The organism is Streptomyces sp. MUM 2J, from assembly GCF_022414535.1.
Classification (GTDB): domain Bacteria; phylum Actinomycetota; class Actinomycetes; order Streptomycetales; family Streptomycetaceae; genus Streptomyces.
The window spans coordinates 46,881-73,795 of record NZ_JADWYM010000018.1; the positions used below are offsets into that span (position 1 = coordinate 46,881).

General features: G+C 70.9%; 22 protein-coding genes, 1 pseudogene, 1 CRISPR repeat array and 1 riboswitch (1 of these 25 only partly in view). Of the genes and pseudogenes, 10 read left to right on the forward strand and 13 right to left on the reverse strand.

Annotation, left to right across the window (positions count from 1 at the left end):
- Positions 1-1,417: a CRISPR direct-repeat array (repeat unit 29 nt; unit sequence CTGCTCCCCGCGCCCGCGGGGATGGTCCC); it begins 1,235 nt to the left of the window's first position.
- A gap of 345 nt (positions 1,418-1,762) precedes the next feature.
- From I3F54_RS16800 to I3F54_RS16810, 3 genes are all read right to left on the reverse strand, one after another.
- Complete coding sequence (locus I3F54_RS16800) at positions 1,763-2,290, reverse strand: RICIN domain-containing protein (RefSeq protein ID WP_240119602.1); 528 nt, start codon at positions 2,288-2,290, stop codon at positions 1,763-1,765.
- A gap of 55 nt (positions 2,291-2,345) precedes the next feature.
- Positions 2,346-2,759, reverse strand: coding sequence for a hypothetical protein (locus tag I3F54_RS16805; protein ID WP_240119603.1), 414 nt, complete (start codon positions 2,757-2,759; stop codon positions 2,346-2,348).
- A gap of 103 nt (positions 2,760-2,862) precedes the next feature.
- On the reverse strand, positions 2,863-3,264 hold the full coding sequence (locus I3F54_RS16810; RefSeq protein WP_240119604.1) for a hypothetical protein: 402 nt from the start codon (positions 3,262-3,264) through the stop codon (positions 2,863-2,865).
- A gap of 329 nt (positions 3,265-3,593) precedes the next feature.
- Between I3F54_RS16810 and I3F54_RS16815 the strand changes: the two genes are divergently transcribed.
- From I3F54_RS16815 to I3F54_RS16825, 3 genes are all read left to right on the forward strand, one after another.
- Positions 3,594-6,833 carry a BTAD domain-containing putative transcriptional regulator gene (locus I3F54_RS16815; RefSeq protein ID WP_240119605.1) on the forward strand — a complete coding sequence of 1,080 codons (3,240 nt, stop codon included), beginning with the start codon at positions 3,594-3,596 and terminating at the stop codon, positions 6,831-6,833.
- Positions 6,834-6,981: 148 nt separating this feature from the next.
- Positions 6,982-7,665, forward strand: coding sequence for a M15 family metallopeptidase (locus I3F54_RS16820; RefSeq protein WP_240119606.1), 684 nt, complete (start codon positions 6,982-6,984; stop codon positions 7,663-7,665).
- A 193-nt stretch (positions 7,666-7,858) separates the two neighbouring features.
- Positions 7,859-8,404, forward strand: coding sequence for an RNA polymerase sigma factor (locus I3F54_RS16825; protein ID WP_240119607.1), 546 nt, complete (start codon positions 7,859-7,861; stop codon positions 8,402-8,404).
- Between the two features lie 68 nt (positions 8,405-8,472).
- Here I3F54_RS16825 and I3F54_RS16830 read toward each other — a convergent pair whose 3' ends face one another.
- Positions 8,473-9,171 (reverse strand): hypothetical protein, encoded by a 699-nt coding sequence (locus I3F54_RS16830; RefSeq protein WP_240119608.1) that lies wholly within the window; start codon positions 9,169-9,171, stop codon positions 8,473-8,475.
- A gap of 37 nt (positions 9,172-9,208) precedes the next feature.
- Entirely contained in the window at positions 9,209-9,661 is a 453-nt protein-coding gene (locus I3F54_RS16835; RefSeq protein WP_240119609.1) for a hypothetical protein, read from the reverse strand.
- Between I3F54_RS16835 and I3F54_RS16840 the strand changes: the two genes are divergently transcribed.
- Entirely contained in the window at positions 9,660-9,797 is a 138-nt protein-coding gene (locus I3F54_RS16840) for a hypothetical protein (RefSeq protein ID WP_240119610.1), read from the forward strand. The genes I3F54_RS16835 and I3F54_RS16840 overlap by 2 nt on opposite strands.
- 74 nt (positions 9,798-9,871) lie before the next feature.
- Entirely contained in the window at positions 9,872-11,038 is a 1,167-nt protein-coding gene (locus I3F54_RS16845) for a C40 family peptidase (RefSeq protein ID WP_240119611.1), read from the forward strand.
- A gap of 126 nt (positions 11,039-11,164) precedes the next feature.
- Here I3F54_RS16845 and metE read toward each other — a convergent pair whose 3' ends face one another.
- From metE to I3F54_RS16870, 5 genes are all read right to left on the reverse strand, one after another.
- Positions 11,165-13,483 (reverse strand): 5-methyltetrahydropteroyltriglutamate--homocysteine S-methyltransferase, encoded by a 2,319-nt coding sequence (gene metE, locus I3F54_RS16850; protein WP_240119612.1) that lies wholly within the window; start codon positions 13,481-13,483, stop codon positions 11,165-11,167.
- A gap of 153 nt (positions 13,484-13,636) precedes the next feature.
- A riboswitch (cobalamin riboswitch) is annotated at positions 13,637-13,860 on the reverse strand.
- 305 nt (positions 13,861-14,165) lie between these two features.
- Positions 14,166-14,945: an SDR family oxidoreductase gene (locus tag I3F54_RS16855; RefSeq protein WP_240119613.1), complete on the reverse strand. Its 780-nt coding sequence runs from the start codon at positions 14,943-14,945 to the stop codon at positions 14,166-14,168.
- 527 nt (positions 14,946-15,472) lie between these two features.
- On the reverse strand, positions 15,473-16,432 hold the full coding sequence (locus I3F54_RS16860) for an ROK family protein (RefSeq protein ID WP_240119614.1): 960 nt from the start codon (positions 16,430-16,432) through the stop codon (positions 15,473-15,475).
- Positions 16,429-18,000, reverse strand: coding sequence for a M81 family metallopeptidase (locus I3F54_RS16865; protein WP_240119615.1), 1,572 nt, complete (start codon positions 17,998-18,000; stop codon positions 16,429-16,431). Before I3F54_RS16865 ends, I3F54_RS16860 begins: the two co-directional genes overlap by 4 nt.
- The gene (locus tag I3F54_RS16870) at positions 17,997-19,178 is read right to left on the reverse strand and encodes an ROK family protein (RefSeq protein ID WP_240119616.1); all 1,182 of its coding nucleotides are present in this window, start codon (positions 19,176-19,178) and stop codon (positions 17,997-17,999) included. Before I3F54_RS16870 ends, I3F54_RS16865 begins: the two co-directional genes overlap by 4 nt.
- 182 nt (positions 19,179-19,360) lie before the next feature.
- Between I3F54_RS16870 and I3F54_RS16875 the strand changes: the two genes are divergently transcribed.
- The 5 genes from I3F54_RS16875 to I3F54_RS16895 are packed head-to-tail and all read left to right on the forward strand — an operon-like array spanning position 19,361 to position 23,366.
- Positions 19,361-20,092 (forward strand): amino acid ABC transporter ATP-binding protein, encoded by a 732-nt coding sequence (locus I3F54_RS16875; protein WP_240119657.1) that lies wholly within the window; start codon positions 19,361-19,363, stop codon positions 20,090-20,092.
- A 16-nt stretch (positions 20,093-20,108) separates the two neighbouring features.
- Entirely contained in the window at positions 20,109-21,053 is a 945-nt protein-coding gene (locus I3F54_RS16880; RefSeq protein WP_275676301.1) for a glutamate ABC transporter substrate-binding protein, read from the forward strand.
- 8 nt (positions 21,054-21,061) lie between these two features.
- Positions 21,062-21,706: an amino acid ABC transporter permease gene (locus I3F54_RS16885; RefSeq protein ID WP_240119617.1), complete on the forward strand. Its 645-nt coding sequence runs from the start codon at positions 21,062-21,064 to the stop codon at positions 21,704-21,706.
- Positions 21,703-22,614: an amino acid ABC transporter permease gene (locus tag I3F54_RS16890; RefSeq protein ID WP_240119618.1), complete on the forward strand. Its 912-nt coding sequence runs from the start codon at positions 21,703-21,705 to the stop codon at positions 22,612-22,614. Before I3F54_RS16885 ends, I3F54_RS16890 begins: the two co-directional genes overlap by 4 nt.
- A complete protein-coding gene (locus tag I3F54_RS16895) occupies positions 22,611-23,366 on the forward strand; it encodes a copper homeostasis protein CutC (RefSeq protein WP_240119619.1) in 756 nt (251 codons plus the stop codon). The genes I3F54_RS16890 and I3F54_RS16895 overlap by 4 nt, the downstream gene beginning before the upstream one ends.
- 98 nt (positions 23,367-23,464) lie before the next feature.
- Here I3F54_RS16895 and I3F54_RS16900 read toward each other — a convergent pair.
- The 3 genes and pseudogenes from I3F54_RS16900 to I3F54_RS16910 form a co-directional block, all read right to left on the reverse strand.
- Positions 23,465-23,599 (reverse strand): annotated as a pseudogene (locus I3F54_RS16900) (IS256 family transposase); the annotation flags it as partial.
- Positions 23,600-23,701: 102 nt separating this feature from the next.
- On the reverse strand, positions 23,702-24,718 hold the full coding sequence (locus I3F54_RS16905; RefSeq protein WP_240119620.1) for a LysR family transcriptional regulator: 1,017 nt from the start codon (positions 24,716-24,718) through the stop codon (positions 23,702-23,704).
- A 1,383-nt stretch (positions 24,719-26,101) separates the two neighbouring features.
- Positions 26,102-26,857, reverse strand: a complete 756-nt coding sequence (locus I3F54_RS16910) for a thioesterase II family protein (protein ID WP_240119621.1) — start codon at positions 26,855-26,857, stop codon at positions 26,102-26,104.
- Positions 26,858-26,915 lie beyond the last annotated feature (58 nt).

Sequence of the window (26,915 nt, forward strand, 5' to 3'; positions counted from 1 at the left end):
GCGGGGATGGTCCCTACGTCCCGAACGCCTCGGTGACGGATTCCTCCTGCTCCCCGCGCCCGCGGGGATGGTCCCTCCATGGTCGACTTCGCGCAGAAGGGCAAGGCCTGCTCCCCGCGCCCGCGGGGATGGTCCCTCGCCCGACCGCGGCGACGACTCCGCCTGCAACTGCTCCCCGCGCCCGCGGGGATGGTCCCTCAAGCAGATCGGGTTCCCGTTCGAGTGGCTGCTGCTCCCCGCGCCCGCGGGGATGGTCCCTGGGAGTTCAGGAACAGGACCTTGCGGTTGTACTGCTCCCCGCGCCCGCGGGGATGGTCCCTCCATGGTCGACTTCGCGCAGAAGGGCAAGGCCTGCTCCCCGCGCCCGCGGGGATGGTCCCTCGCCCGACCGCGGCGACGACTCCGCCTGCAACTGCTCCCCGCGCCCGCGGGGATGGTCCCTCAAGCAGATCGGGTTCCCGTTCGAGTGGCTGCTGCTCCCCGCGCCCGCGGGGATGGTCCCTGGGAGTTCAGGAACAGGACCTTGCGGTTGTACTGCTCCCCGCGCCCGCGGGGATGGTCCCTCCATGGTCGACTTCGCGCAGAAGGGCAAGGCCTGCTCCCCGCGCCCGCGGGGATGGTCCCTCGTCGGACCCGTTGAGCTGGAGCCGCAACAGCTGCTCCCCGCGCCCGCGGGGATGGTCCCGTCCTCGGCGACGATGACGACAAGGAGGGCTGCTGCTCCCCGCGCCCGCGGGGATGGTCCCAGCCAGCTCCCGGAGCCGTGGAACGCCCCGGTCTGCTCCCCGCGCCCGCGGGGATGGTCCCCTCATTCAGGGCGGCGATCCGGTCGGAGTCCCCTGCTCCCCGCGCCCGCGGGGATGGTCCCCCCACTTGATGTGGACCTGGCCGTCGGTGACGCTGCTCCCCGCGCCCGCGGGGATGGTCCCTCGATCGGGTGCGTCGGTCTGCTGCAGATCAACTGCTCCCCGCGCCCGCGGGGATGGTCCCAACACCGTCGCCTGTATCTGGTGCGGCCTCCTCTGCTCCCCGCGCCCGCGGGGATGGTCCCCACACCGGCGGGCTGACGTCGTCGTCCCGGATCTGCTCCCCGCGCCCGCGGGGATGGTCCCTCGACGATGGCGAACACGGTCCGGCCGGGCTTCTGCTCCCCGCGCCCGCGGGGATGGTCCCGCCAGGACGTAGATCACGAGTCGCCCCCGAAGCTGCTCCCCGCGCCCGCGGGGATGGTCCCGCCATTCCCACCCTGAAGCTGACGCTCGATGGCTGCTCCCCGCGCCCGCGGGGATGGTCCCTCGAACTGCTTGTCGAACGCGGTCTGCACCGCCTGCTCCCCGCGCCTGCGGGGATGGTCCCTGGCGTCGACGAACGCCGAGGTCATCCTCCGCCTGCTCCCCGCGCCCCCGTGCTGGTGAGCTGATCCCGGACGCCGAAGGACGTCGAGCTCGCCGCACAACCCCAGCAACCCCAGACCCCCGAAACCCGACCGGAGTGCCTTGACGAAAGACATAGGTGCGCCGTGAAGCGCGAGTTGTTCGAGTGGCGATGAAAGGACGCCACCGCCGCTCTGTCGCAGCGGGGCGGTTGAAGCTGAGGGCAGCCCGACCCGGGAGGTGCCGGGAAGGGTGGCAAGCGGCCCTGACAAAGCCGGGACGTATCACCCCGCAGGTACCTCCCCAAGGGCGACACTCGCTAGCCGACGGACCTGCGCCGGCCGGGCTCCCCTGTGACCCCGCCGGCGCCGGTGCCGCCCGGCGCGTGGTCAGCGCCAGGTCTGGTTGCGGTTGTAGGAGCAGGCCAGCATGCGCAGGCCGTACTCGCTGTCGTCGAGGCAGAGACCGGTGGCCTGGTTCTCGAAGCTCACCTGGTCACCCCGCTTGTACACCCACCAGCTCTGCTGCTCGGACGAGTCGCAGGACCGGGTGTCCGGGTGGGCGCCGGCGCCGACACCGCCGTAGATGCAGCGGCCCGTGGAGACGTTGCGGAACTGGCGCGTGCCGTCCTCCTGCCAGACCCGTACGCTCCAGTTCTGGAAGTCGCTGCTGTTGCAGCCGAAGCCCCGGAAGCCGTACGGGAAGCTGTCGTCGAGGCAGCCGCCCGTCGCCATGTTGCCGTAGTGCTCGACCGCCGCCGCCGAAACGGGGCTCACCGGGGCGACCCGGCTCCCGCCGGGCGACGGATCTCCGGCGTTGGCGACGCCGGCGAGAGCCGTGCTCAGACAGGCGGCGGAGGCGAGGGCGACGACCGCCCGGCGCAGCCGCCGTCCGGACGTCAGGTCCTGCACGTTCATGATGTTCCCTTTCCATGTGGTGCGGTCGTGTGGTTGCCGGTGCGTACCCCGCTGCCTACGGGTACTCGCAGTACACGGGGCCGGAGTTGGACTCGACCCGCACGCCGGGCACCGGGCCGTCGTTGGAGCCGCCGCTGACGTACACGGCGCTCACCCAGCCCAGCCAGCGTTGCGGCGTGATGATCTCGACCCAGTAGTGGTTGTAGTAGGGGCCGTCGGCGACGCGGTCGCCCCACCGCTGGCAGAACGCCTCCACGGTGACGTTGGTGAGCCTTTCCTGCGAGGCCAGTGCGCAGGTGGTGCTCGCGCACTGACGCACCCGCACCTGGCTGGCCCAGATGTGGACGGGTGAGGTCGTGATGTCGGCCTGGGCGGGAGCCGACATCAGGCCCAGCACGGCGGTCAGGCCGAGCAGCGTGGCGCACAGCGCCCTCAAGGAGAACTGACGGGCTGTGGACTTCGAGGACACAGCGGGTGCCCCTCTCGGTGTGGTTGGAGGATGGTGACGCGTCGTCCGGGAGACGGCGTCCACGGACCCCTCGTATGAGCGTCGGCGCCGCCGTCCTCCGGGGTCAGCGGCAGAAGGACTCGGTGGACAGACCCGGCACCGGCCGGTCGTTGTCTCCGCCGCGCACGTACACCGCGCTGATCCAGCCGATCGGGCCGCCCGCGTTCACCTGCACCCACCAGTTGTTGCGGTAGGGGCCATCCACCACCTCGGTGCCCTGGCGCTGGCAGAACGCCGTCACCCACCGCTTGCCGATCTGCGCGCCCTGGATCGGCGGGCAGGCCGCGGAGACCTCCGGGCAGTCCCGTACGTTCACACCGGTCGCCCACACGTACAACCGGGCGTCCGATGTGGTCGCCTGGGCCGCCGTGGGGAGCAGCAGGGGAAGTGCCGCGGCCGCCGCGAGTGCGCCGGCGGGGACCGTGCGCCGCAGTGAACGCGCCGCCGCGCGCAGGGTGTTGCTCATCGTCGACTCCTTGCTCGGTGACTGCCTGTCACAGGGCGGACGGCGCGTGCTCCCCACCTGTATGAGCGCCACTCGTACGCAGTCATACGAGGGGGGCATCCGGTGCGTCCCCCGGATGTCCCCCCACCCCGGCCGGGGTACACCGGAACCGGCCAACACCAGCTCGCGTCGAAAGGAAGGCGGGAGCGGTCCCGCCCGTGCCCTGGACGGGACCCGTACCACCGGACCGCTCGAAACCGGACAGCGGTCCGGCGATCCGTGACGCCCGCACCCGGCCTGCGGATATCGTTGTCAGGCCTTATGCACGGATCGACGCTTGCCGGGGAACGATGATCGAAGTGCGGCTGCTGGGGCCGGTCGAGGTATGGGACGACGGGACCCGAAGTCTGCCCCTGGGCGGATCGAGACCCGTGGCGCTGCTGTCGGCGCTCGTCGTGCACCTGGGTGAAGTCCTGTCCACCGCACGGCTGGTGGACCTCGTCTGGGAGGACCGCGCCCCCGCGACCGCGGGCGCGCTGGTCGCCTCGCACGTCGCAGCCGCCCGTCGTGCCCTGGCGCCGGCCGGCGCCGCCTCCGCGATCCTCACTCGGGCCCCCGGCTACCTCGCCGACCTCCCCGCCGACCGGGTCGACGCCCGCCGTTTCGAACGGCTGCTGTCGGCCGGACGGCGTGCCGCGGACGCGGGATGCGAAACCGAGGCGCTCGACCTGCTCAGCGACGCCCTCTCCCTGTGGCGCGGGCAGGGCGCGCTGGAAGGCGTCACCCAGTCCTTCGCCCGGATCGAGGCGGCCCGGTTGGAGGAACTGCGGCTCGTCGCGCAGGAGCGCCTCTACGCCCTGCGGCTGAAAATGGGGCACGACGGCGAGGTCGTCGCCCCGCTCCTCTCCCACGTCGCCGCCCATCCGCTGCGCGAACGGCCGCGCGCCCAGCTGATGACCGCCCTGTTCCGGGTCGGCCGGGCACCCGACGCGCTGCGGGTCTTCCAGGAGGGCCGCGACCTACTCCGCGCCGACCTCGGCCTCGACCCCGGACCCGAACTGCGCGCACTCCACCTCGCCGTGCTGCGCAACGACCCCGAGCTGGCGGCGGGACGACCCGGGGCGGCCGCAGCCTCCGAGCCCGGGGCGGCCGCAGCTTCCACGTCCGGCGCGCCCGGTCCCGTACCCGGCCGTGCGTCCGCCGACCGGCAGGTCCCCGCGCCCGCCGGTCCGGGCATCCCGGCGCCCGCGCCCCCGGCGGCCCCGGCCGGCCCCGGCGCGTCCACGACTGCCGGCCGGGTGCTCCGCCCGCCCTCCCACCTCCCGCCGGACGTCGCCGACTTCGTCGGCCGGACCCGCCAGGTCGCCTGGACCACCGCACTCCTCGACCGGGCTCGCGACGCCGCCAGGACCGCCCCGCTCATCGCGGTCATCTCCGGCCGCCCCGGCATGGGCAAGACCGCGCTCGCCGTCCACGCCGCCCACCGCGCGGCGCACCTCTTCCCCGACGGCCGCCTCTTCCTCGACCTGCGCACCTCCGACAGCACCCCGCTGACCACCGCCGACGCCCTCGCCCGGCTGCTGCGAGCGCTCGGCGTCGACCCCGAGCCCGTCTCCGGAACCGACGACCTGATCGGCCTCTACCGGACCCACCTCGCCGACCGCCGCATCCTGTTGATCCTGGACAACGCTCCCAGCGAGGCCCGGCTGCGGCCCCTGCTACCGCCCGGACCCGGCTCGGCCGTGCTGATCACCAGCCGGCGGCGGCTGACCGCGCTGGAGGGCGCGGTCCGCCTCGACCTGTCGGTGCCGGACCCCGGCGAGGCACTGCACCTGCTGTCCACGGTCGCGGGCCGCACCGCCACGCATCCCGGACCGGGAGACCTCGCCGAGATCGTTTCCCTGTGCGGCCAGCTCCCGCTCGCCCTGCGGATCGCGGGCGCCCGGCTCGCCGCGCGACCGCACTGGGGCCCCGGGCAGCTCGCCGGCCGGCTGCGCGACGAACGCCGCCGCCTCAACGAACTCCGGGTCGGCGACCTGGAGGTGCGCACCAGCCTCGAACTGGGCTACGCCGAACTGGACCCGCCCGAACGCCGGGCGCTGCGCCGCCTCGCGCTGATGGACCTGCCCGACTTCGCCGCCTGGATCGCCGCGCCGCTCCTCGGCATCGGCACCGAGGAGGCGGAGGAGGCCGTCGAACGGCTCGTCGACTGCCACCTCATCGAGGTGCTCGGAATTGACGTCACCGGCGAGAACCGGTATCGGATCCACGACCTCGTCAGGGAACACGCCCGCGAGCACTGCCTGACCGAGGAAAGCCCCGCCGAACGCGAGGACGCCGTGAAGCGGTTGGTGGCCTGCTGGCTCACCCTCTCCGACCGAGCTGCCGCCCGGGGACCCGGCGGGGTCTCCTGGCTGATGCCGCAGCCCGACCCGGAGTGCCCCCTCGACCCCGAGGTCCAGGACCGGCTGCTGTCCCGGCCCACCGCCTGGTTCGCCGCCGAACAGAACTGCCTGGTCTCAGCCGTTCACCACTGTGCCACCCAGGGCATGACCCGAGCCGCGCGCGAACTGGCGGGCGCCCTGATAGCCAGTTCCGCCGCCCTGTACAACCAGTTCGACGTCTGGGCGCAGACCCACACCGTCGCCCTGGACGCGGTGCGCCGCCAGGGGGACGGGGAGGGCGAGGCGTGGCTCCTCGTCGGCCTCGGCCAACTGCGCTACGAGCAGGACAGGTTCGAGGAGGCGTACGCCTTCATGGAGCGCGCGCGAAGGCTGTTCGACGAGCAGACGCAGACCACGGGCGACGCCGGTGAGCCATCGAGCCGCGCCGCGCGTGACGCGCTGCGGGGCAGCGCCACCGCCTTGGTCGGCATCGGCACCATCCGCCGCGAGCAGGCCCGGTTCGGCGAGGCGTCCGAAGCGCTCACCGCCGCCCTGGAGCGGTACGGCACGCTCGGCGACGACGCGGGCCTGGCCCGTACCCAGTACGGGATCGGCTACGTCCACCGCGAGCAGGGGCGCGGCGACCAGGCCCGGGAGGCGCTGACCCGGTCCCTGGAGTTGTTCCGGCGGGTCGGCGACCAGCAGGGCGAAGCCCTCACCCTGCGTTCGATCGCCCTGTGCGACCGGGCCCGCGGCGCGCTGTCCGACGCCACGGAGCTGCTCGTCGAGGCGCTGCGCATCTTCACCTCCCTCGGCGACTCCTTCGGCCTCATGTACACCGAACAGGCCCTGGCGAAAGTAGAGTTGAGGCAGGGCCTGCTGGACCGGGCGGACGAGCGGCTCGTCCGCTGCCTGGAGGTGGCCCGGGAACGGCAGGACCGCTTCGGCGAAGCTCTCGTCCTGCGCACCCGGGGCGAGTGGCACCTCGCGGGGGGAGACCCGGACGCCGCGGAAGCCCCGCTGCGGGAGGCGATCGCCCTCTGGGAACGGCTCGCCCTGCCGCTCTGGCGCGCCCGTACCTTGCGTGACCTGGCCGAGGTGCACGCGGCGCACGCCGACCACCCGGCCGCCGAGGAGGCCCGCCGCCAGGCACACGCGGCCTTCCGGGCCCTCGGCAGCAGGGAGGCGTGGGAGGAACGCGGCTGAACGGTGCCGGGCGGGGGCTCCGCGCGGAACTCGGCCCGACCGCACCGAACCCTGCCCTGCTCCCCGGCGTCGAGCTTCGCCGGGGAGCGGCCGGGCGCTTGCAGAGCATCTGCAGAGGTTTTGCAGAGGTACCCGGAACCATCGGTACGTGACCGACATCATCACTCTCTCCGACCCGCGCGTGGCGGCCGTCCCGCTGGACGACTGCGCCGAACCGCTCGTCGATATCCGGGGCATGCCGGAACTGCTGCTCGACGGGCGGAAGGCCGACGGCCTCGGCGCCTACGCCCGGACCCGGTCCGGCGTCCTCGACAGGCTTCTCCGGGCCCAGCATGCGCTCCCCCCGGGGACGCGGTTCCTGGTGGTCGAGGCATACCGGCCGCCAGGGCTCCAACGTGACCACTTCGAGGCGTACTCGGCGACCCTGCGGGCCGCGCACCCCGAGGCGTCCCCGGCCCGGATCCGCGAACTGGCCAGCGCCTACATCTCGCCGCCCGAGGTCGCCCCGCACGTCAGCGGCGGCGCGATCGACCTGACCCTGTGCACCGAGGACGGCGCCGAACTGCCCCTGGGCACCGAGGTCAACGCGACCCCGGAGGAGAGCGACAACGCGTGCCGCACGAACGCGCCGAACATCGACGCCACCGCCCGTGCCCACCGTGAGGTCATGTGGCGGGCACTGACGTCCGCCGGATTCGTCAACTACCCCACGGAGTGGTGGCACTGGTCCTACGGGGACCGGTACTGGGCTCTGCTGTCCGGGCAGTGGGCCGCCCGCTACGGCCCCGTGGAACTGCCGGACGGGACGGAAACCTCCGCTACACCGGCCTGACCTGACCTGATCTGACCTGACACCCACACCGACCGCACCACACCGACTGGGTCTTTGTCGCATCACTCCGTACGGATCCGTCCGTACGGACTACGTCCGCACGACCGGCCGGCGCACCGGGCCCCGGCCGGACACAGCACCAGCCCGCGTCCACCCGACCAGCGGCACCGCGGGCACATGGGGGAAACGTCCGATGAGCTTCACCAAGCCCTGCGACACCGTCGTCGACCGTCGACTCGACGGCATGAACTCGGCCGAGTTCGACGCCGTCTTCACCGAGGTCATGCCCCGGCTGCGCCGGCGGCTGCTGACCCTGACCGGAAATCCGCACGATGCGGACGACCTGCTCCAGGACACCTACATGCGGCTCTCCCGCCGGGCCAGGGGGCGTACTCTCGGCCCCCAGCAGCATCCGTACGCCTACGCCTCGGCGACCGCGCTCAACCTGCTGCGGGACTCATGGCAGCGGCCGTCCCGCCGGGAGACGGCCACCGACCGGCTGCCCGAACCCGGCTGGGACGGCGGAGTCGAGCGCTGCGAGGCCCGGTGCGCGGCGCTGGCGCTGCTCGCCCTGCTGTCGCCGAAGGAGGCTGCCGCGGTGATCCTGGTGGACCTGGAGGGGCTCAGCCACGACGCGGCGGGGGAGCGGCTGGGCGCACACCGGGGGACCGTGCAGCGCAACCGGATGCGCGGACTCGCCAAGATGCGGGCCGCGCTGGACGACACCGGGCCCCGCTGACGCGGCGCGGGAGGAGGAAAGAGGGGGGTGGGGCACTCGGCCCCACCCCCCTGCTCCGTACGTCCGTCTCAACACTTCGCGTCGGCCGGCAGCCCCGCGTACTCGTTCCCCTTCAGGTAGACCGCGCTGGCCCATCCCTCGGTGAAGCCGATCCATACGTCGTTGGTATAGCCGTGGTCCCGGATGGTCTCGCCATGTGTCCAGCACAGAGCGTCCGAACGCGTCTCCCCGGCCCGGATCTTGTCGAAGGCGCGGGACGAAGTGTTGGGAGCGCTGCGGATGTTGACCGTCTCGTACGCCGTGACGCTGTACGGCCCGAGCGCGCGTCCGCTCCTCGCGGCGACCGGCGCGCCGGCCCCGCTCACGCCGCTCATGCCGGGGCAGTCCGGGACGCCGGGCAGCCGGTTGTCCGGGTAGGCGACGTAGTAGCTGGCCATCCAACCCGTAGCCGTACCGCTGTTGATCATCAGCCAGTACGGGTTCCCGCCCACGGTCTGCCCGGGGCCCTGACAGTAGACGTAGAACTGCGTGCCCGGCTGGAGGCGTTCGCGCACGTCGGGGCAGTTGGCGACGGACGGGTGGCGTCCGCAGGTGTTCGGATCGGCGTCGCTGACCCGGACGTTCACGTTGGTGGCCCAGGTGTGGTAGTACCGGCCTGCCTGGGCGGCGTGCGCCGTCACGGGCAGGGCGGCGGAGAGGGAGAGGGCGGCGACGGCGATGCCGGCAGACGCGGCGACGGAGCGACGGAAGGACGGAAAGCGGGGCACGGCGGTCTCCTGACGTGGAGGGCTGGACGCGGACGGGTCAGACGCAGCTGTCGGGGCCCGGGACACCGGGAACGGGCTGGTTGTTGGCGCCGCCGCGCACGTACACGGCGCTGATCCAGCCGACCTGGCCGTGCGCGGCGACCTCGACCCAGTAGGCGTTCTCGTAGGGCCCGTCAACGACGCGGTCGCCGAGGGCCTGGCAGTAGGCGGCGACGTACTCGCGCCCCAGGCGAACGCCGGTGGGCCGGCAGGGGTCGGTCACCCGCGGGCACGGCCGCAGGTTCACGCCGGTCGCCCAGACGTACGCCTCGTAGGCGGAAGGGGCGGAAGGGGCGGAAGGGGCGGAAGGGGCGGCGGGTGTCGCGGCGGCGGTGGGGGTGCCGAGCAGGGTGCCGGCCAGCGCCGCGGCGGGTGCGCAGGCGGCCAGTCGGCCGCGCCGGGCGGAGCGGGGTCGGGTCGGGGCGGTCGTAGGGGGCCTGGAGGAAGCCATGTCACGTCCCTCGGTCGGCGGGCAGGGAGCCGTCCGCCGGAAGGGCGCGACCGGACGCACCGGGCACGGCGGGGGCATCCGGGAGACGGTGGAAGGGCGGACCGGATATGAGCGCCCCGTCGCCCAGTGGATGTGACGTACATCACTCAGGGTGAGGCATATCGGCGCACGCCCGGTGCGGTCCCCGGGATGACACACCGTCAACGGAGGATGTGCACCGTGAACACCACCATCAGGACGCGCCACGTCGCCGGCCGCTCGCTGGCCGCCGTTGCCGCGCTCGCCCTCTCCGCCGCCCTGCCCGTGACGGCGCACGCCGCGTCGGCCGCCCCCGCGTCCACGCGGGCCGACTGCGACGTCCTCGCCCCGGGGGCGTCGGCCACCGCCGAGGCCGCCGTCCGCGCCGCGTGCGGCCAGATCGGCGTCTGGTACAGCTGGGGCGGCGGCCACGGCGCCACCCCCGGCCCGACCTACGGCTACTACGACGGCTCCGACCCCGACAGCCTCCACGACAACGAGCGCAGAGGTTTCGACTGCTCCGGCCTGACCCGCTACGCCTACGCCCAGGCGACCGGCCGCGACCTGCTCAACGGCACGTCCGACGACCAGTTCCACACCTCGCACGCGGCGGCGCGGATCTCCGCCGCACGGGGCTCGGCGCCCCTCCTCCCCGGCGACCTGATGTTCTGGGGCAGCGGCCACATCCACCACGTCGCCATCTACATCGGTGCCGGACAGATGGTGGAGGCCTACGAGTCGGGCACCCACATCCGGGTGGCCCCGGTCCGTACCGGCGGCGACTACGCGGGCGCCGTCCGCATCGACGGCTCCGGCACGGTGCCGCCCCCGCCGGCCAACGGCGGCACCACCTTCGAGACCTGGGGCACCCGGGTGCGCACCCACTCCTCGCCCAGCGTCAACGCGTCCGTCGTGGACACCTTCCCCGGCCCCACCCAGGTGTCGGTGAGGTGCCAGAAGCACGCCGAGACGGTGACCGCCGACGGCTACACCAACGACATCTGGTCCCAGCTGTCCAACGGCTCCTGGCTGACGAACATCTACATCAAGGGCCCGGCGTCGCTGCCCGGCGTCCCGGACTGCGGCGGCAACTCCACCCCGCCGCCGAGCGGTGGCAGCAAGGCCTTCCAGACCTGGGGCACCGCAGTACGCACCCACTCCGAGGCCAACGTGAACGCACCCGTCGTGGACTACTTCCCGCAGCCCACCAGCGTCAACGTGGTCTGCCAGGCCCACGCCCAGTCGGTCACCGCCGACGGCTACACCAACGACGCCTGGTCCCGGCTCACGGACGGTTCGTGGATGACCAACATCTACATCAAGGGCCCGGCGTGGCTGCCCGGAGTACCCACCTGCTGAGCCGGTCCGCCCATCTCCACCGGGTCTGGGGTACCGCACATGCCGGGGCTGATGCCTTCTCCGATGCCGATGCCGATGCCGGGGGAGGCGGCAGGCACAGCCTCCCCCGGCCGACGGGGCTTGCGGTCAGGATGCGGAGAGTTCCGCACGGAGCGTGCGTGCGGCGGTGACCAGGTTCTCCAGTGAAGCCCGGGTCTCGGGCCAGCCGCGGGTCTTCAGACCGCAGTCGGGGTTGACCCACAGCCGTTCCGGCGGGATCGCCTCAAGTCCCCTGCGCAGCAGGGTCGCCGCCTCGTCTGCGCCCGGGACGCGCGGGGAGTGGATGTCGTACACGCCAGGACCCGCCTCGCGCGGATAGCCGTGCGAGGCCAGTTCACGGGCGACCTGCATGTGCGACCGGGCCGCCTCCAGGCTGATGACGTCGGCGTCGAGGTCATCGATGGCCTGGACGATATCCCCGAACTCGGCGTAGCACATGTGGGTGTGGATCTGGGTGTCCGGACGGACCCCGCTGGTGCTGAGCCGGAAGGACTCGGTGGCCCAGGCGAGGTATGCGGCGTGGTCGGCCTCACGCAGCGGCAACGTCTCGCGCAACGCCGGTTCGTCGACCTGGATGACCGGGGCGCCGGCTGCCTCGAGGTCGTTCACTTCGTCGCGCAGGGCGAGGGCGACCTGCCGGGCGGTGTCGGCGAGGGGCTGGTCGTCGCGGACGAAGGACCAGGCGAGCATGGTGACCGGGCCGGTGAGCATGCCCTTGACGGGGCGTGAGGTGAGGGACTGGGCGTACGTCGCCCAGCGCACGGTCATCGGCTCGGGGCGGGAGATGTCACCGGCCAGGACCGGAGGGCGGACGTAACGGGTGCCGTAGGACTGCACCCAGCCGTGCCGGGTGGCGAGGTAGCCGGTGAGCTGCTCGGCGAAGTACTGGACCATGTCGTTGCGCTCGGCCTCGCCATGGACCAGGACGTCCAGGCCCGCCTTCTCCTGGAAGGAGATCACCTCGCCGATCTCCGCCTTGACGCGCTCCTCGTAGCCGGATGTGTCGATCCGGCCGTCGCGCAGGTCGGCGCGGGCGGTGCGCAGTTCGGCGGTCTGCGGGAACGATCCGATGGTCGTCGTCGGCAGCAGCGGCAGTGCGAGGCGGGCGCGCTGGGCGCCGGCGCGTTCGCTGTAGGGCTGCGAGCGGCGGGCGTCGGTATCGGTGATCGCTCGGGTTCGTGCCCGGACGGCGGGGTCGTGGGTGATCGGGGAACCGGCCCGGCCGGCCAGGTGGGCGCGGTTGGCCGCCAGTTCGGCCGCGATGGTATCGGTGCCTCGGGCGAGGCCCTTGGCGAGCGTGGCGATCTCTGCGGTCTTCTGCTTCGCGAAGGCCATCCAGCGCAGGATCTGCGGCTCGATGTCACGTTCGACGGCGGTGTCGAGCGGGACGTGCAGGAGGGAGCAGGAGGCGGCCACGTCCACCCGGTCCGCCAGGCCCAGCAGCGTGCCGAGCGTGGAGAGCGACTTCTCCAGGTCGTTCACCCAGATGTTGCGGCCGTTCACGACGCCGGCGATCAGCCGCTTCCCGGGCAGTCCGCCGACTGCTGCGAGGTCGTCGAGGTCGGCGGCGCCGGCCCCGGTGAAGTCCAGGCCCAGCCCCTCCACCGGGGCCTGGGCGAGGACGGGCAGGGCCTCGCCGAGCCGGTCGAAGTAGGTGGCCACCAGGAGCTTGGGCCGGTCGGTGAGAGCACCGAGGTCCCGGTAGGCGCGGGTGGCGGCGTTCAGGTCGGCCCGAGTGCGGTCCTGCACCAGCGCGGGCTCGTCGAGCTGCACCCACTGGGCGCCGGCCGCGCGCAGGTCGGCGAGGACCTCGGCGTACACCGGGAGCAGCCGGTCGAGCAGAGTGAGCGGCTCGAAGCCGGCGGGCACGCCGGGAGCGGGCTTGGCCAGCAGGAGGTAGGTGACCGGACCGACCACGACGGGCCGGGCCGTGAGGCCCAGGGCCAGGGCTTCTTCCAGTTCGGCGACCTGCTTGGTCGTATCGGCGGTGAACACCGTGTCCGGGCCGAGTTCGGGGACCAGGTAGTGGTAGTTGGTGTCGAACCACTTGGTCATCTCCAACGGCGCGACGTCCTGGGTGCCGCGGGCCATGGCGAAGTAGCCGTCGAGGGTGTCGGCGTCGACGGCGGTCCTGTGCCGCTCGGGGATCGCGCCGACCATGACGGTGGTGTCCAAGACGTGGTCGTAGTACGAGAAGTCACCGGTCGGAACCTCGTGGATACCGGCCTCGGTGAGCTGCCGCCAGTTCGTTCGGCGCAGCTCGGCGCCGGTGTCCTGGAGCGCGTTCGCGGTGACGCGGCCCTTCCAGTAGCCCTCGACGGCCCTCTTCAGTTCACGGCTCTGACCCTGGCGGGGGTAGCCGTACACGGTGGCCCGTGCCGCCTCTGCGGCGGACTTCGCTGTCACGGAGATCTCCTTCGCGAGATGATTCCCTGAGATTCCGGCGACGGGACGAGAGCGCGAAGGGATGACGGACCGGACGGAAACGGCTCGCCGGCCGTCCGCTCGATATGCACGCCGACCCGCCCACGAGGTCACCGGGATATCCGCGTACGAGTCGTCCGTACGCGGGCAACGGGCAGGTCTTCGGACTCACGGGCACGTCTCTGTCGTACGAGACACCTACGGGCCGTCGCTTCCCAGACCCTGTACGTCGGGCCCAGTGCGTATGACGGCGGTCGTTCCCGCTCACCGCTGCGGGGCAGTCCCGGATTCCCACCGGGTTCCCTCTTGCGACGCATCCCGCCTGGCGGACGGGGCGAACCAGCTGCACCAGTCAGCGTAGAGGGCCGGCCAGGAGTGCGGAGGGTTGCGTCCATCATTCGAATGGTGAGTCCGCACACGGGGTGCGCAGGTGTGAGACGGGCCGAGGTTGGGAAACGCCGCACGCACGTCTCCCGCCCCCGCACCCTGCTCGGACGTTCGCTCACCGCCGTCCGACCGTGTACACGGTCGGACGGCCACTCCCAGGGCCATCCCTCGTCCGGGCCGCCTCACCTGCGCCCCGGCGCCCCTTGGACCGTGACCGTCCCCGCGTCGGCCCCGCGCCCGGGCGAGCGCACGGGGCAGCCACACACCACCCAGGTTGTCAGTGAGCGGAGTGGCCCGCGCCGCCCGCCACCGTGATGTCGGTTCCGCTGATGTACGACGCCAGCGGTGAGACCAGCAGGGCGACGGCGGGGGCGACTTCCTCCGGGCGGCCCATCCGCCCGAGCGGCACCCCGCGACGCCGGACACAGCCGACGGCCCACTGCTGGTAGGACTCGATGCTGCCGGATGCGGCATGGACGGCCCGCTGCCGCTCGGTGTCGATGATCCCCAGGCTGACGGTGTTGACCAGGATCTCGTCGGCCGCCAGCTCGGTCGCCATGGAGCGGGCCAGATTGGCGAGCGCGGCGCGAGCGGCACTGGCCGTGACGAGGGTCGGCTCCGGCTCGCGCGCGATCAGCGCGCCGATCAGGACGACGCGGCCCGCATCGGAGCGCCGAAGCCATGGCAGAGCTGCCCGTACGGGGAGCACGGCGCCCAGTACCTTGCCCTCCAGCTCGGCCAACCAGTCTTTCGGCGTGGCGTCGGTGAAGGTACTGGGCAGACCCTCCCCGGCGTTGGCCACCACGGCGTCGATCCGGCCGAACCGCTTGGCTGCTGCACGAATGAAACCGTCCATCGCGGCCTCGTCGCGTACGTCGCCCGCATGCAGGTACAGCCGGTCCTGCCGATGTGGCCAAGCCCGTGCCAGCCGTTCGTCGTTGCGGGCGCAGGTCGCCACCTGGGCGCCTTCGGCCAGCAGCCGTTCGACCGTGGCCCGCCCCACCCCCGAGCTGCCGCCGGTCACCACGATCGCGCGCCCCTCCAGCTGAAGATCCACAGGACCGGAGGCTAGCCACACAGCAGATCCGGCACCAGACGCCGGCGCGTCATTCGGGGGCAGCCGAACAGACTGCCCCGATCGGCACCATCACCTGGGAATCCGCCCGGAACCGTGTCACTCGGCCATGCATCACCGCTGGTCACAGCCTTGGGCGCGGACAAGACCACGTGGGAGGGGACGGCGGCCGGCAGAGCGGATTCGGCGGCCCGCTCCCGAATCCGCACCACACCTGCGAGGCCGAATACGACCATGCTCCGGCCGCCCCGGCGCGCCCTCCGCTCGTCCCACGCGCCACTGCGCCGCGGGGAGCCGGTCGATCCCACCCGCACCGGCCGCCGTGGGGGCCCCGTCACGGGGAGCTCGCCCGTGGGTTCGTGGCCGTACCGGCGGTGCTTGCGGCTGCGGCTGTCCAGGGACCGGCGGGACCGGGCAGGACGGACGTGTCCATCGCTGCGTGCCCCGGCGAGGACTTCCCCGCCGGGGCACTGTGCCGGGATACCGCCATGTACCCGGTGCGTCGGGCGCTATGACGCTACGGGGCAGTCGGGCCGCGCGCTGGCCGCCGGGGGGAACGTCCGCGCGGCCAGCGCGGCGGCGCCCCTGGCCGCACCGGCGTGGGTCAGTTGCGGACCGGTGATCGGGACGTCGGCCAGGAGGGGGAGGGCGGACGCGCGGGCGGCCCGGCGCAGTGGTTGCCACCAGTGGTCACCGCACATGGCCACGCCGCCTCCGACGACGACCAGGGAGGGGTCGAGCACGCTGACCAGGCCGCCGATCGATTCGCCCAAAGCGCCTCCGGCAGTGGCGAGGACCGCCTGAGCACGCCGGTCACCTTCGGCTGCCAGGTCCGAGATCCTCCGGACGTCCGCTTCCTCCCGCCCTGCCCGGGCCCACTCGCGGGCGATGGCGGTACCACTGGCGATGGCGTCCAGGTGCCCTTCGGCCCCGCAGGAACACGGCAGCCCGGCGGCGGCGGCCGAAGGCGCGTGGCCCAGTTCGCCGCCCGACCCGTGCTCACCGCGCAGCAGACGCCCCTCGGCGATGACGGCACCCCCGACGCCGGTGCCCACGGTGACGAACAGCAGGCTGCGGCGGCCCTGCCCGGCGCCGAGGGCGATTTCGGCGTACGCCTGCATGTTGACGTCGTTGTCCACCACGGTCGGCAGCCCCAGATGTTGCTCGACTGCCGCGCGCAGGGGTGTTCCGGTCCACCCGGGAAGGGCGCCGGAGGCTTGTGCGACCACGCCGTCGTGGTGGGAGACCACTCCGTGCGTGCCCACGCCTACCGCGGTGACAGGCCCTCCTCTGGCGGCGTGCCGTAGCTCTGTGAGCATGTTGGTGAGCGCGCGCAGGACTGCGTGGCTGCCTTCCCGTGCGGGAGTGGGGACCCTGCGATGGCCGAGGACGGTACCGTCCCCGGTGACCAGCACTCCCTCGGTCTTCGTGCCGCCGACGTCAGCGCCCAGGTAGAGGGGCGGCGTCATCGGCGTGCCTGCGCTGCGCCCGCGGTACGGGCCGGGACGAGACGAGGTGTCAGGTCCGGGGTTGCCATGCCCACGTCGAATGGGTGAAGGGGCCGGGTCAGCTGTCGGTGGCCGAGGCGGGGCAGGTCCTGGTCGACGCCGCCCGGGGTCAGCGCGATGATCCAGTCGCCGGCCAGTTCCCGCAGTTCCGGTTCCAGGTAGCCGATCTTCACGACGACGACATCGGCGGCGGAGGGGTCGATCCCCAGCCGGGTGAAGTCCTCGACGTGGTGGAAGGGCTGCCGCCTGCTGGTGAGGACGATCCGCACTCCGCCGGTCGTGAGCACCGCTGTCGCGCCGCCGGGGGTGTCTTCCCCGGAGAGGAACTCGACCCGGCCGGTGAGCGGCAGCGGCCGTCCGTGCAGCGGGTCGAGCCGACCGCCGATGGACAGCCTCAGGGTGGACCCCACACCCGCGAGGGAGCACTGTGCCACTGCCTCGGGGTCGGTGATCGAGGCGTAGACAGTGCTCAGCCCACGGGAGGCCAGGTCCGCATCGGATAGCAGCTCACCGAGCAGATCCGTGACGTCACCGGCGCCGCCCGCAGTGGGGTTGTCACCTGAGTCGCTGATGACGAACGGGCGCCGGGCAGAGGCCGCGGCAGCGGCCACCGCCTCCCGCGCGGTGCCTGTCGGCCCCACGAAGGCGAATCGGTCCCGGGCCGCCCAGTAACGCTCGGCCAGGCGGCTGGCCTGTGTCAGCGCCGCCTGCTCGTCCGTGCCGAGGACCACCGCGGCAGCGGCGCTGCGTGGCTCGTCGGCCCAGGCGTATCCGACCCACAGCGCGGCGTCGAGGATGCCCGGCGCCGCCTCCACCTCGGCCAGTGACGCGTACAGGCCACGGGCCGGCTCCACTTGCGTACTGGTCTTCTCACCGGGCAGCAGCACCGGAATGCGTACCCAGGCCTTGGCCGGCCTCTGGCCGCTGTTCAGGCACCGGACCAGCAGGCGGGCGGCGCGCTCCCTGGTTTCCCACTCGTCCTCGTGCGGGGCGAGCCGGTGGGCGGTGATCAGGTCGACCTGCGTCACCAGCGCTTCGGTGATGCTGCCGTGGAGATCGGTGGGGCAGGAGATCAGGCAGGCCTGGGGCACGGTCCGGGCCACCTGGGCGGCCAGGGCTGCCTCGATGTCCTGCTCACCGTGTACATGCATGGCCCCGTGCAGGTCGAGCAGGAGTCCGTCCAGCGGTCCGGCGGCGGTCAGCCGTTCCAGCAGTTCGTCGCGCAGCCGCTCGTACGCGGCGGGGGCGACTGGTCCACCGGGTACCGCGCGTGCGTGCACCAGCGGTACCCATTCGACGTTTTCCGCCCAGGGGGCCGTGCCCGGAGCGGTGAAGGCGAACAGCGCGAGGAGTTCGTCGCCGCGGAGCACGGTGAAGTCCTCGTAGCGAGTGGTGTGCGGGGTGAAGGTGCTGCACTCGATGTGGAGCCCGGCGACGCCGATGCGCAGCCTGCGCGGGGCGGGCCCGGACGGAGCCGGGAGCCGGGACGCGGACGGGGACTGTGGGGTGTCCGGTGTGGGCGTGGTCATCGTGACGGCAGCTCCTCGGCACCGAGGGAGGACAGGAGCCGCTCCAGCACCATCAGGCCGCCGCCGATGACGCCCGCGTCCGAACCCGTCACCGCAGTGTCGATCTCCAGGGAGCCGGTGGCCAGCGGCAGACACTGTTCGTAGATGGCGCCGCGGACGGCGGCGAGCAGCGGCTGGGTGCCGCCGAGTGCGCCGCCGAGCACTACCACTCCGGGGTTGAAGAAGTTGACCACTGTGGCCAGTACGTCCCCGAGGCTCCGCCCTGCGTCCCGGACCAGGGTGGTCGCGGCGACGTCACCTTTCTCCACCAGTCGAACAATGTCGGCGGGACGGTCGACGTTCACGCCCTTGGCGGCCAGATCGTGGGCGATGGCCGCTCCGCTGGCCACGGTCTCCAGGCAGCCGGTGTTCCCGCAGGCGCACGAGGTGGTGCCCGCGGACGGGACGCGGACGTGGCTGATGTCGCCGGCGGCTCCCATGGCCCCGTGGTGCAGCCGTCCCGCGGAGATGACGCCGCAGCCGATTCCCGAGCCCACCTTGACCAGGAGCAGGTGATCGGCGTCCGCGCGGGCGGTGAGGTGCTCGCCCACTGCCATGAGGTTGGCGTCGTTCTCCACTATCACCGGGAGCGACAGCCGTCGGCTGAGTTCCCCACGGATCGAGGCGCCGTGCCACCCGGGCATGCGGGAGGGCAGGACGACCTGCCCGCGCCGGTGGTCCACCGGCCCGGGCAGGCCGACTCCGAGACCACGTGCGGGGATTCCTGCCATGGCGGGCGAGGCCATCAGCTCCTCGCAGCGTTCGACAAGCCAGTCGAGGGTGCGGTCGGGGCCTTCGGCCAGGTCCCAGGCGTGTTCGTCGACGGTCTGGACGGCACCGGCGACATCGACGACGGCGATCCGCGCGTGCTGCGCGCCGAAGTCCGCGGCCAGCAGCGCACCCCCGTCCTTGCGGATCTCCAGCAGTCGGGGCCGGCGGCCGCCCTGGGACCGACCGCTGCCCGACTCGATCAGGTAGCCGTCGTGAAGGAGGTGCTCCACTCGCGCCGAGACGGTCGAGGGAGCCAGGTTGACGAGCCGCACCAGATCGGAACGGGATGCGGCTGCACCTGTGGCCACCAGCCGCAGCAGGTGCGATGGGGATCCCCAGTCCGGGACGTGTCCTACGCGAAAGTCCATGGCAAATAGATAACACAGGATTTTTTTGGAGCACAGTACTTGACTTGGTTCGACTACTGGACTTTTAGTTCTGGCACCTGGGTACGGACCGCGATGGCCGGCAACGGGCGGACCTCACAACTCGACAGCAGGAGGAGCCGATGCACGACGGAACGAAGGGCGGCGCGGGGCCGGGTGGCCCCATGGTGCGCATCAGAGGACTCCGCAAGTCGTTCGGGAGCCATCTCGTGCTCGACGACGTGGACCTGGACGTGGGTGCAGGCGAGGTGGTTGTCATTGCCGGCCCGTCCGGTTCGGGCAAGTCCACGCTCTGCCGCTGCATCAACCGGCTGGAGGTGCCCGATGCCGGAGAGATCACGGTGGGCGGGCATCCGGTGCCCCACGAAGGCCGTGAACTGGCGCGGATGCGCGCCGAGGTCGGAATGGTCTTCCAGCAGTTCAACCTCTTCGCCCACCGGACCGTCCTGGAGAACGTCGTCCTGGGACCGGTCAGGGTTCTGGGCCACCGGCCGGAGCGTGCCCGGGTCCGCGCCACCCATCTCCTGGAGCGCGTCGGGGTGGGCGCTCAGGCCGCCAAGTACCCCGCCCAGCTCTCCGGCGGGCAGCAACAGCGGGTCGCCATAGCCCGCTCACTGGCCATGAACCCCAAGGTCATGCTCTTCGACGAGCCCACCTCCGCCCTGGACCCAGAAATGATCAATGAGGTCCTGGACGTCATGAAGTCCCTCGCCCACGACGGCATGACCATGGTCGTGGTCACCCATGAGATGGGCTTCGCCCGCTCCGCCGCCGACCGCGTGGTCTTCATGGACGCCGGGCGCCTTGTCGAACAGGCACCCCCCGCACAGTTCTTCTCCGCGCCGCGCAGCCGACGCGCCCAGGACTTCCTTTCCAAGATCCTCAGCCACAGCTGACACACAAGGACCCACCATGAGAACTCGCACCAGCCGCCGCACGTTCCTGCTGCTGGCCGCCGCCGCTGCCACCGCCCTGACCGGCTGCGGCAGCGGCACCACACCGGCTGGGCCCGGAGGCCCGCAGAACAGGCCCTCCGCCACCACCGCCGACCTCGCCGGCGCCCCCACTGCGGCGCCCGATGCCATACCCAGCGGCTCCACCATGGCCAACATCCGCAAGCGCGGCTATCTCATCGTCGGCGGCTCCTCCGACGCCCCCCTGCTGTCCCAGAAGAACCCGGTCACCGGCAAGTACGAAGGGTTCGACGCCGACATGGGCCGTCTGCTGGCCACCTACATCCTGGGCAAGCCCAACGTGCGCATCGTCAGCAGCGCAACCCAGACCCGAGAGGCCCTGCTGAAGAACCACACGGTGGACGTGGTGTTCCAGACCTACAGCATCACCACCGAACGCGCCCGCCAGGTCACCTTCGTCGGCCCCTACCTCTCCAGCGGATTCCAGATCGCCACCCGCAAGGGCACCAGCGGCATCGCCACCCTCGCCGACCTCAACGGCGAGACCGTCATCGCCGGAGCCAACACCCCCGCCATCCCGGCCATCGAAAAGGCCGCCCCCAAAGCCAAGATCCTCACCTTCGACAGCGACCCCGCCTGCATACAAGCACTCAAGCAGGGGCGCGCCCTCGCGTACGTGCAGGACAACATCACCCTGGCGGGGAGTCTCGGCACCATTCCCGACCTCAAGATCGTCGGCAAGCCGTTCGACGAGGGCTACATGGGCATCGGTGTCCCCAAGGACCAGCAGGACATGGCCGCCTTCGTCGACACCTGGCTGAGGAAGGTCATCGCCGACGGCTACTGGACCAAGGCATGGAACGCCGCCTTCGGCCCGACCCTCGGCGACCGCACACCGCCCACCGTCGGTTCCGTCCCGGACGTCTACTCGCCGAAGGACTGACGAACCCGGTGTCCGTACTCACCCACCACCTTTCCCAACTGGCCGACGGGCTGCTGTCCACCTGCCTGCTGATGGTGCTCTCCTTCACCGGATCCCTGGCCGTCGGAGTAGTGGTGGCGGCGGCCCGCGTCGCCCCTGTCCGCTCGCTCCGCGCCACCGCTACGGCCTACGTCGAGCTGTTCCAGAACATCCCGCTCCTGGTGTGGCTGCTGCTCTTCGTCTTCGCGCTCCCCGAAGTCGGCGTCTCTTTCCCCCTGTTCAGCACCGCAGTAGTCGTCCTGGCCCTGTACGAGGCGGCCTACATGGCCGAGGCGATCCGCAGCGGCATCAACAGCGTGGGCAAGGGGCAGGCCGAGGCCGCCCGGTCCCTGGGACTGACCACCACCCAGGCACTGCGGTACGTCGTGCTGCCCCAGGCCCTGCGGTCCGTGGTCCAGCCCGTCGGCAACGTGCTGATCGCCCTCACCATGAACACCTCGCTCGCCGCAGCCGTCGGCGTCGTCGAACTCACCCACGCCGCCAACGAGGTCAACCTCGCAGAGGCCCAGCCCATCCCTGTCTTCGTCGGCGCGGGGCTGGCTTACATGGCGGTCACCCTGACTCTCGGGCTGACTGTGGGCCTGGTCGAACGGAAGGCGGCGATCGTCCGGTGAACCCGCAGGAACCGACCCTCCTGTTCGATGCCCCAGGACCCCGCGCCCGCCGTCGAGAGCGCGTCCTGAGCGTCGTCGTGGGCCTGCTGCTGGCGGCCCTTCTCGCCGTGGCCGTCCACCGTTTCGCCGAACGCGGTCAGCTGGACGCCGCCAAATGGCAGCCCTTCACCGCCTGGGCCACCTGGCGCTTCCTGCTCAACGGCGCCTGGTACAGCCTGCTGGCCGCCACCGGGGCGGCCGCCATCGCCGGTCCCCTCGGGCTGGCCCTGGCCGTCGGCAGGATGTCGGACCACAGGGCTGTCCGGTGGGCCGCGGGCAGCTACGTGGAGATCATGCGGACCGTGCCGGTCCTGCTCCTGATCTACGTCACGCTGTTCGCCCTGCCCCAGTACGGCGTCAACCTGTCGTTGTACTGGAAGCTGGTGGCACCCCTCGCCCTGTCCACGGCGGCCTCCACCGCCGAGATCTTCCGCGCCGGCCTGCTGTCCTTGGACCGCGGACAACGTGAGGCGGGCCTGTCCATCGGGCTGACCCCCGGCCGCACGATGCTCCTGATCCTTCTGCCCCAGGCGCTCCGGCGGGTCGTGCCTTCCCTGGTCAGCCAGAGCGTCGGGCTGATCAAGGACACCTCACTGGGCTACATCGTCAGCTACTACGAACTTCTGTTCAGCGGGCAGGTCTACGCCACCTACAGCCATCTGCTCATCCAGACCTTCCTGACCGTCGCCGCCATCTATCTGGTGGTGAACGGGTCCCTGTCCAAACTGGGACGCGTGCTCCAACAGCGCGACCGCACGACCCGCCCCCGCCCCCGCCGCCGCACCCCGTCCCCCCTCGCGGCACACACCCACACCCACACGCTGGCCGAAGCGGTCGCCCCCCGCGCCCTGCCAGGAGACAACCAATGAACACCGATATCCAGTTCGAAGTCTGCGTCGACTCCGCCGACGGAGCCCGCGCCGCCCAGGACGCCGGAGCCCACCGCGTCGAACTGTGCTGCGCCCTGTTCGAAGGAGGCCTCACCCCCAGCGCCGGACTCGTGCAGACGACCCTCCGGGCAGCCCCACGCCTGGAGGTCAACGTCCTGATTCGGCCCCGCGCCGGAGACTTCGTCTACAACGAACTCGAAGCAAGCACGATGCTCAGCGACATCGGGCAAGCGGCCGCCGCAGGCGTCCACGGCATCGTCATCGGCGCCCTCACCCCCGACGGCGACGTCGACGTCAGGCTGTGCCGCGCGATGATGGACGCAGCCCCGGAGCAAACGGTCACCTTTCACCGCGCCTTCGACATGGTCCACGCCCCCTTCCAAGCCCTTGAAACCCTGATCAGCCTGGGCATCGACCGCGTACTCACCTCCGGGCAGGAATCCTCCGCCCTGGAGGGCGCCCCCTTGCTGGCCCAACTCGTAGCGTCGGCCGCCAACCGCATCCAGGTCATGCCCGGCGCGGGTGTGACACCCACCAACGCCCAGCGCATCCTGCAACTCACCGGTGCAAGGAACCTCCACTTCAGCGCCCGCACCACCGAGGACAGCCCCGTACGACACCGCAATCCCCGTCCCGCGATGGGCGGGTACCTACGCCACGACGAATTCGTCCGCCACATCACCAGCGAATCGGGGATCCGGGGTGTCATCTCCGCGACCACGACGTCCTGACCACCGGACCGGCGGGCGCTGCCACGTTGGCTGACCGGGGAGGCGATCCGGAATGTCGCCGCATGGGGGCATGACGACTCGGTCGCGGTCACCGTGGGGTGGACACCGTCGACCCGTACGTACACGTAGTCGGATCCGGACAGGTCCCGGTCCTGGAAGGCGGCGTGGTCATCGCTCCACTGGTTGGTCAGCCGGGTCACCGTGGCAGGCGAGAGCCCAGCGGCCCAGCCGAGGTGCACGCGGCGAACATGGCATTCGGCAAGAGGACCGGCACCACATCGATCGGCGGCGTGAAGGGCGGGGCAACGTGCGCGCAGTGAAGCCCCCGCAGCCCTTCAGGCGTTTGCCGGAGCGTAGAGCTGCTGGGCTGTCATACGAAGGGCTGTCACGAAGTTACGCGCACGCTGGGTCGGTAGGGTGCTCCGCAGCATCTGCACGCCTATGGACAGGTGAGGGATGTCGTCGGTAATGGCCACCAAGGCGATCCGGCTTCCGCCCAGTGTATCCATCGACGGGGGCCTGTGATGGGTCAGCATGAATCCGAGGCCAGCCCCCGCCAGAGCACGCGTGGCCTCCATTCCAGTTGTACGAACAACTCTGGGCATGGGGACCTCTGCCTTTATGAAGGCACTCTCGACATACTTCTGAATTCCGGTGGAGGAAGGTACGTCGGCCATCAGGACCGGATATTTCGACAGATCGGCCAACGATGCTGTTCTCGAATCAGCCAGCGGATGACTCTGTGCGACGAGCGCGTACAGCGCAGGTGTGACCAGTTCCGTGAACCTGGTCTCATCCGACGAAGTGATGCTGTAGGTGACTGCTAATTCGCAGGTGCCGTCCAGTAACAGGTCTATGGGTAAGTGGACGTCATGGACGGCTACCATCAGGCCGGGTTGGCAATTGGCGACTCGGGAGATGGCCCGCGGCATCAGGAATGAGGTGATCGAATAATAGGATGCGATATCCAGGCGCCCTCCGGACTCGTCCTGGAGCCTGCTGCTGTACTGATTCAGGGCGTTGGCCTGCCTCAGGATCGTCCGCGCGTCGTCGATGAGCAACTTCCCGGCCGGGGTCAGACTGACTCCCTTGGCGTGGTGGCGTACGAGCAATTGGTTCGCCAGCTGCCTTTCCAGTCGCTGGATTGCGGCGGACACCGCAGACTGGGACGCATGCAGGCGGGCGGCGGCTTCGGAGATGTTTCCGGTCTCGGCGATGGTGACGAAGTAGAGAAGCTGAGTGAGGCTGAATTCCGGCCGATGCCCCATTCGAGTGGCCCTTTCTTTCCCGAGCAGAGTTTGAACCACTGCTTTCCGTGACGGGAAATGCAGCAGTCGGATATCTGTGAGCATTCAAATGTCAGCCCTGTCCAGTTGTCCACCAGTGGTATGTCGTCACGGGTGGATTTGGCCGGAACCTTCCCTTGCGGGGTGGAGCGGTGGCGTGACGACCTCGCTCTCATTTTGCGAGTAAATTTTCGTTTTTCATGGTATGGGAGTATATTGATCAGAAACTCATGGGGTTCTCGTTGAGGATGTGGCGGATGTGCGGGCCGCCGAAGGAGCCGCGGTCGATGTGTGGCTGACGCTGGCGTCTGCGGAAGAAGCGGAGGGGTTCGGCGGCGGGTTTCGGCTTGATCTCGGGCTCGGAGCTGCCTGGGCAGGCTGTGTTCGCGGTCGGTGTTGACCAGTTCGTCGGGGTCGAGCCCGGGTGAGTGCGGCGGCAGGAAGTGCAGCTCGACGTCGTCGGGATGGTCGGCCGGCCAGTGGCGGACCTTCTTGGAGCGGTGGGCAAGCGCCCGTGAGGCATTGCCCGCCCCGGGCTCGGTCAGCCGCACCCGGTACAGCTTCACGACGAGGTCACCCGCCAGCCGCCGCGTCCACAACTGGCCGGAAAGCCCCACGTCACAGGGTCGGTGATGGGGGATTGCCTGCCGCACCGCGGCCTGCTTTGCCTCCCCGAGCACCTGGTGCACCCTCCGACCGGCTTGCCGCGAGGTCGCATCACCAGCGCGTCCCGCCCGCCGGCCCGTCACTTCGCCCACCAGCCGTCGACCGCCTTCAGCGACGCCCCTGAAGACTGCGGCTACGTCCTCATGGTCCCGTCCCCCGCCACCAACGCGGCCACCGTCCTCAACCCAAGGCCCTCCTGCGCGACGGCGACAGATGCCGCGCGTCCCCCACCAGATCGCTCCACCCCCTCCCAACGACCCAGAGCCCAAACCGTTTCGGATCAGTAGACAGCCGCGATCTTCTGGGCAATGGCCCTCCAAAAGGGATGGCTGTTCGCTCTTGATTACTGGCCGTTCAGCGGGGCTTTGGACGCATGAGATCCTCTGGTCGCGCGCGGAAGCCGGGTTCGGCGGGGTGACCGGTTTTCTCGCTCGGACGGCCGCCGCCCGGCACTACGGCCCCACTTCCTGGGCAGTCGATCGCATAGGTTCGGAAGCGGTCGGTGACCGAGCGTGGTCCGCACCCGGCCGGAGTGGGAGACCCGCCCCTTCATGGCAGCAACTTGATGCGGATGGCCTGTGGGATGATCGTCGGCCTCGCCGTTTCACATGCACGGTGCCCGCATGTTGAGCGGGAACGCGAACGTGCCTTCTTAACCTGGACGATGAGGTTTGGCAAGGTCTCCACAGCCCGAGCACGAAGGCGAAGCCGCCTGGCCCCAGGCCAAAGACGCCGACCCCGGGACAACCTCGGCCCGGCGTACGGACCGACACGTCTGCCCCATCACGTGGAACGCGTTGCCACCATGGCGGCCGAAATCTCTGCGATGACCTCCGTTGCGTGCGCGTCCAGGTAGAAGTGCCCGCCCGGCCAGATGCGCAACTCGAAGGTGCCGTCGGTGTGCTTGCTCCAGGCGGTGACTTCATCGGCCGACACCATCGGGTCCGCGTCGCCGATCAGCGCCGTCACCGGGCAGGTGAGTTTCGGCCCCGGCGCGTAGACGTAGGTCTCCGCGGCCTTGTAGTCACTGCGGATCGCGGGGAGCACCCTCGCGGTCATGTCGGGGTCGTCGAAGACGTCGGGCGCGGTCCCGGACAGCGACCGGATCTGCTTGATGAGTTCCTGGTCACCGCGCTCGTACACATGCTCGTTGCGATTGAGGTCGGGGGCCCGCCGAGACGACACGAACAGATGCGCAAGCTCGATGTCGTCCGCTTCCATGCGCCGCGCGACCTCGAAGGCCACGGTCGCGCCGAGACTGTGGCCGAACAGAGACAGCGGTTGGTCTGTCAGTGGCCGGATCACCTGGGTGATTTCGTCGGCCAGCTCGGCGACCGTCTCCCGGCGCCTTTCCGACAGCCGTTCATGTCGGCCCGGATACTGTATGGCGAGCACTTCGACGCCAGGCGAGAGCATTTTCGACATCGGCATGTAGAAGCTTGCCGCACCACCGGCGTGCGGCAGGCAGACGAGCCGGGGGGACGCGGGGACCGCCGAGTGGAAGCGGCGGATCCACAGGTCGGGGTGGACAGTCTGCATGGGGTCGGTTCTCCTTGTCGGGTGAATCGGACAGGTGATACACGCCAGTGACGTTTCG

Bases quoted from the DNA above. Each gene is read 5' to 3' on its own strand.
- I3F54_RS16825 (WP_240119607.1), top strand. From the start codon at position 7,859: ATGAGCTTCACCAAGCCCTGCGACACCGTCGTCGACCGTCGACTCGAC.
- I3F54_RS16910 (WP_240119621.1), bottom strand. From the start codon at position 26,857: ATGCAGACTGTCCACCCCGACCTGTGGATCCGCCGCTTCCACTCGGCG.
- I3F54_RS16835 (WP_240119609.1), bottom strand. From the start codon at position 9,661: ATGGCTTCCTCCAGGCCCCCTACGACCGCCCCGACCCGACCCCGCTCC.
- I3F54_RS16865 (WP_240119615.1), bottom strand. From the start codon at position 18,000: ATGACCACGCCCACACCGGACACCCCACAGTCCCCGTCCGCGTCCCGG.
- I3F54_RS16840 (WP_240119610.1), top strand. From the start codon at position 9,660: ATGTCACGTCCCTCGGTCGGCGGGCAGGGAGCCGTCCGCCGGAAGGGC.
- I3F54_RS16845 (WP_240119611.1), top strand. From the start codon at position 9,872: ATGTGCACCGTGAACACCACCATCAGGACGCGCCACGTCGCCGGCCGC.
- I3F54_RS16810 (WP_240119604.1), bottom strand. From the start codon at position 3,264: ATGAGCAACACCCTGCGCGCGGCGGCGCGTTCACTGCGGCGCACGGTC.
- I3F54_RS16895 (WP_240119619.1), top strand. From the start codon at position 22,611: ATGAACACCGATATCCAGTTCGAAGTCTGCGTCGACTCCGCCGACGGA.
- I3F54_RS16880 (WP_275676301.1), top strand. From the start codon at position 20,109: ATGAGAACTCGCACCAGCCGCCGCACGTTCCTGCTGCTGGCCGCCGCC.
- I3F54_RS16875 (WP_240119657.1), top strand. From the start codon at position 19,361: ATGGTGCGCATCAGAGGACTCCGCAAGTCGTTCGGGAGCCATCTCGTG.
- I3F54_RS16860 (WP_240119614.1), bottom strand. From the start codon at position 16,432: ATGACGCCGCCCCTCTACCTGGGCGCTGACGTCGGCGGCACGAAGACC.
- I3F54_RS16870 (WP_240119616.1), bottom strand. From the start codon at position 19,178: ATGGACTTTCGCGTAGGACACGTCCCGGACTGGGGATCCCCATCGCAC.
- I3F54_RS16905 (WP_240119620.1), bottom strand. From the start codon at position 24,718: ATGCTCACAGATATCCGACTGCTGCATTTCCCGTCACGGAAAGCAGTG.
- I3F54_RS16815 (WP_240119605.1), top strand. From the start codon at position 3,594: ATGATCGAAGTGCGGCTGCTGGGGCCGGTCGAGGTATGGGACGACGGG.
- I3F54_RS16800 (WP_240119602.1), bottom strand. From the start codon at position 2,290: ATGAACGTGCAGGACCTGACGTCCGGACGGCGGCTGCGCCGGGCGGTC.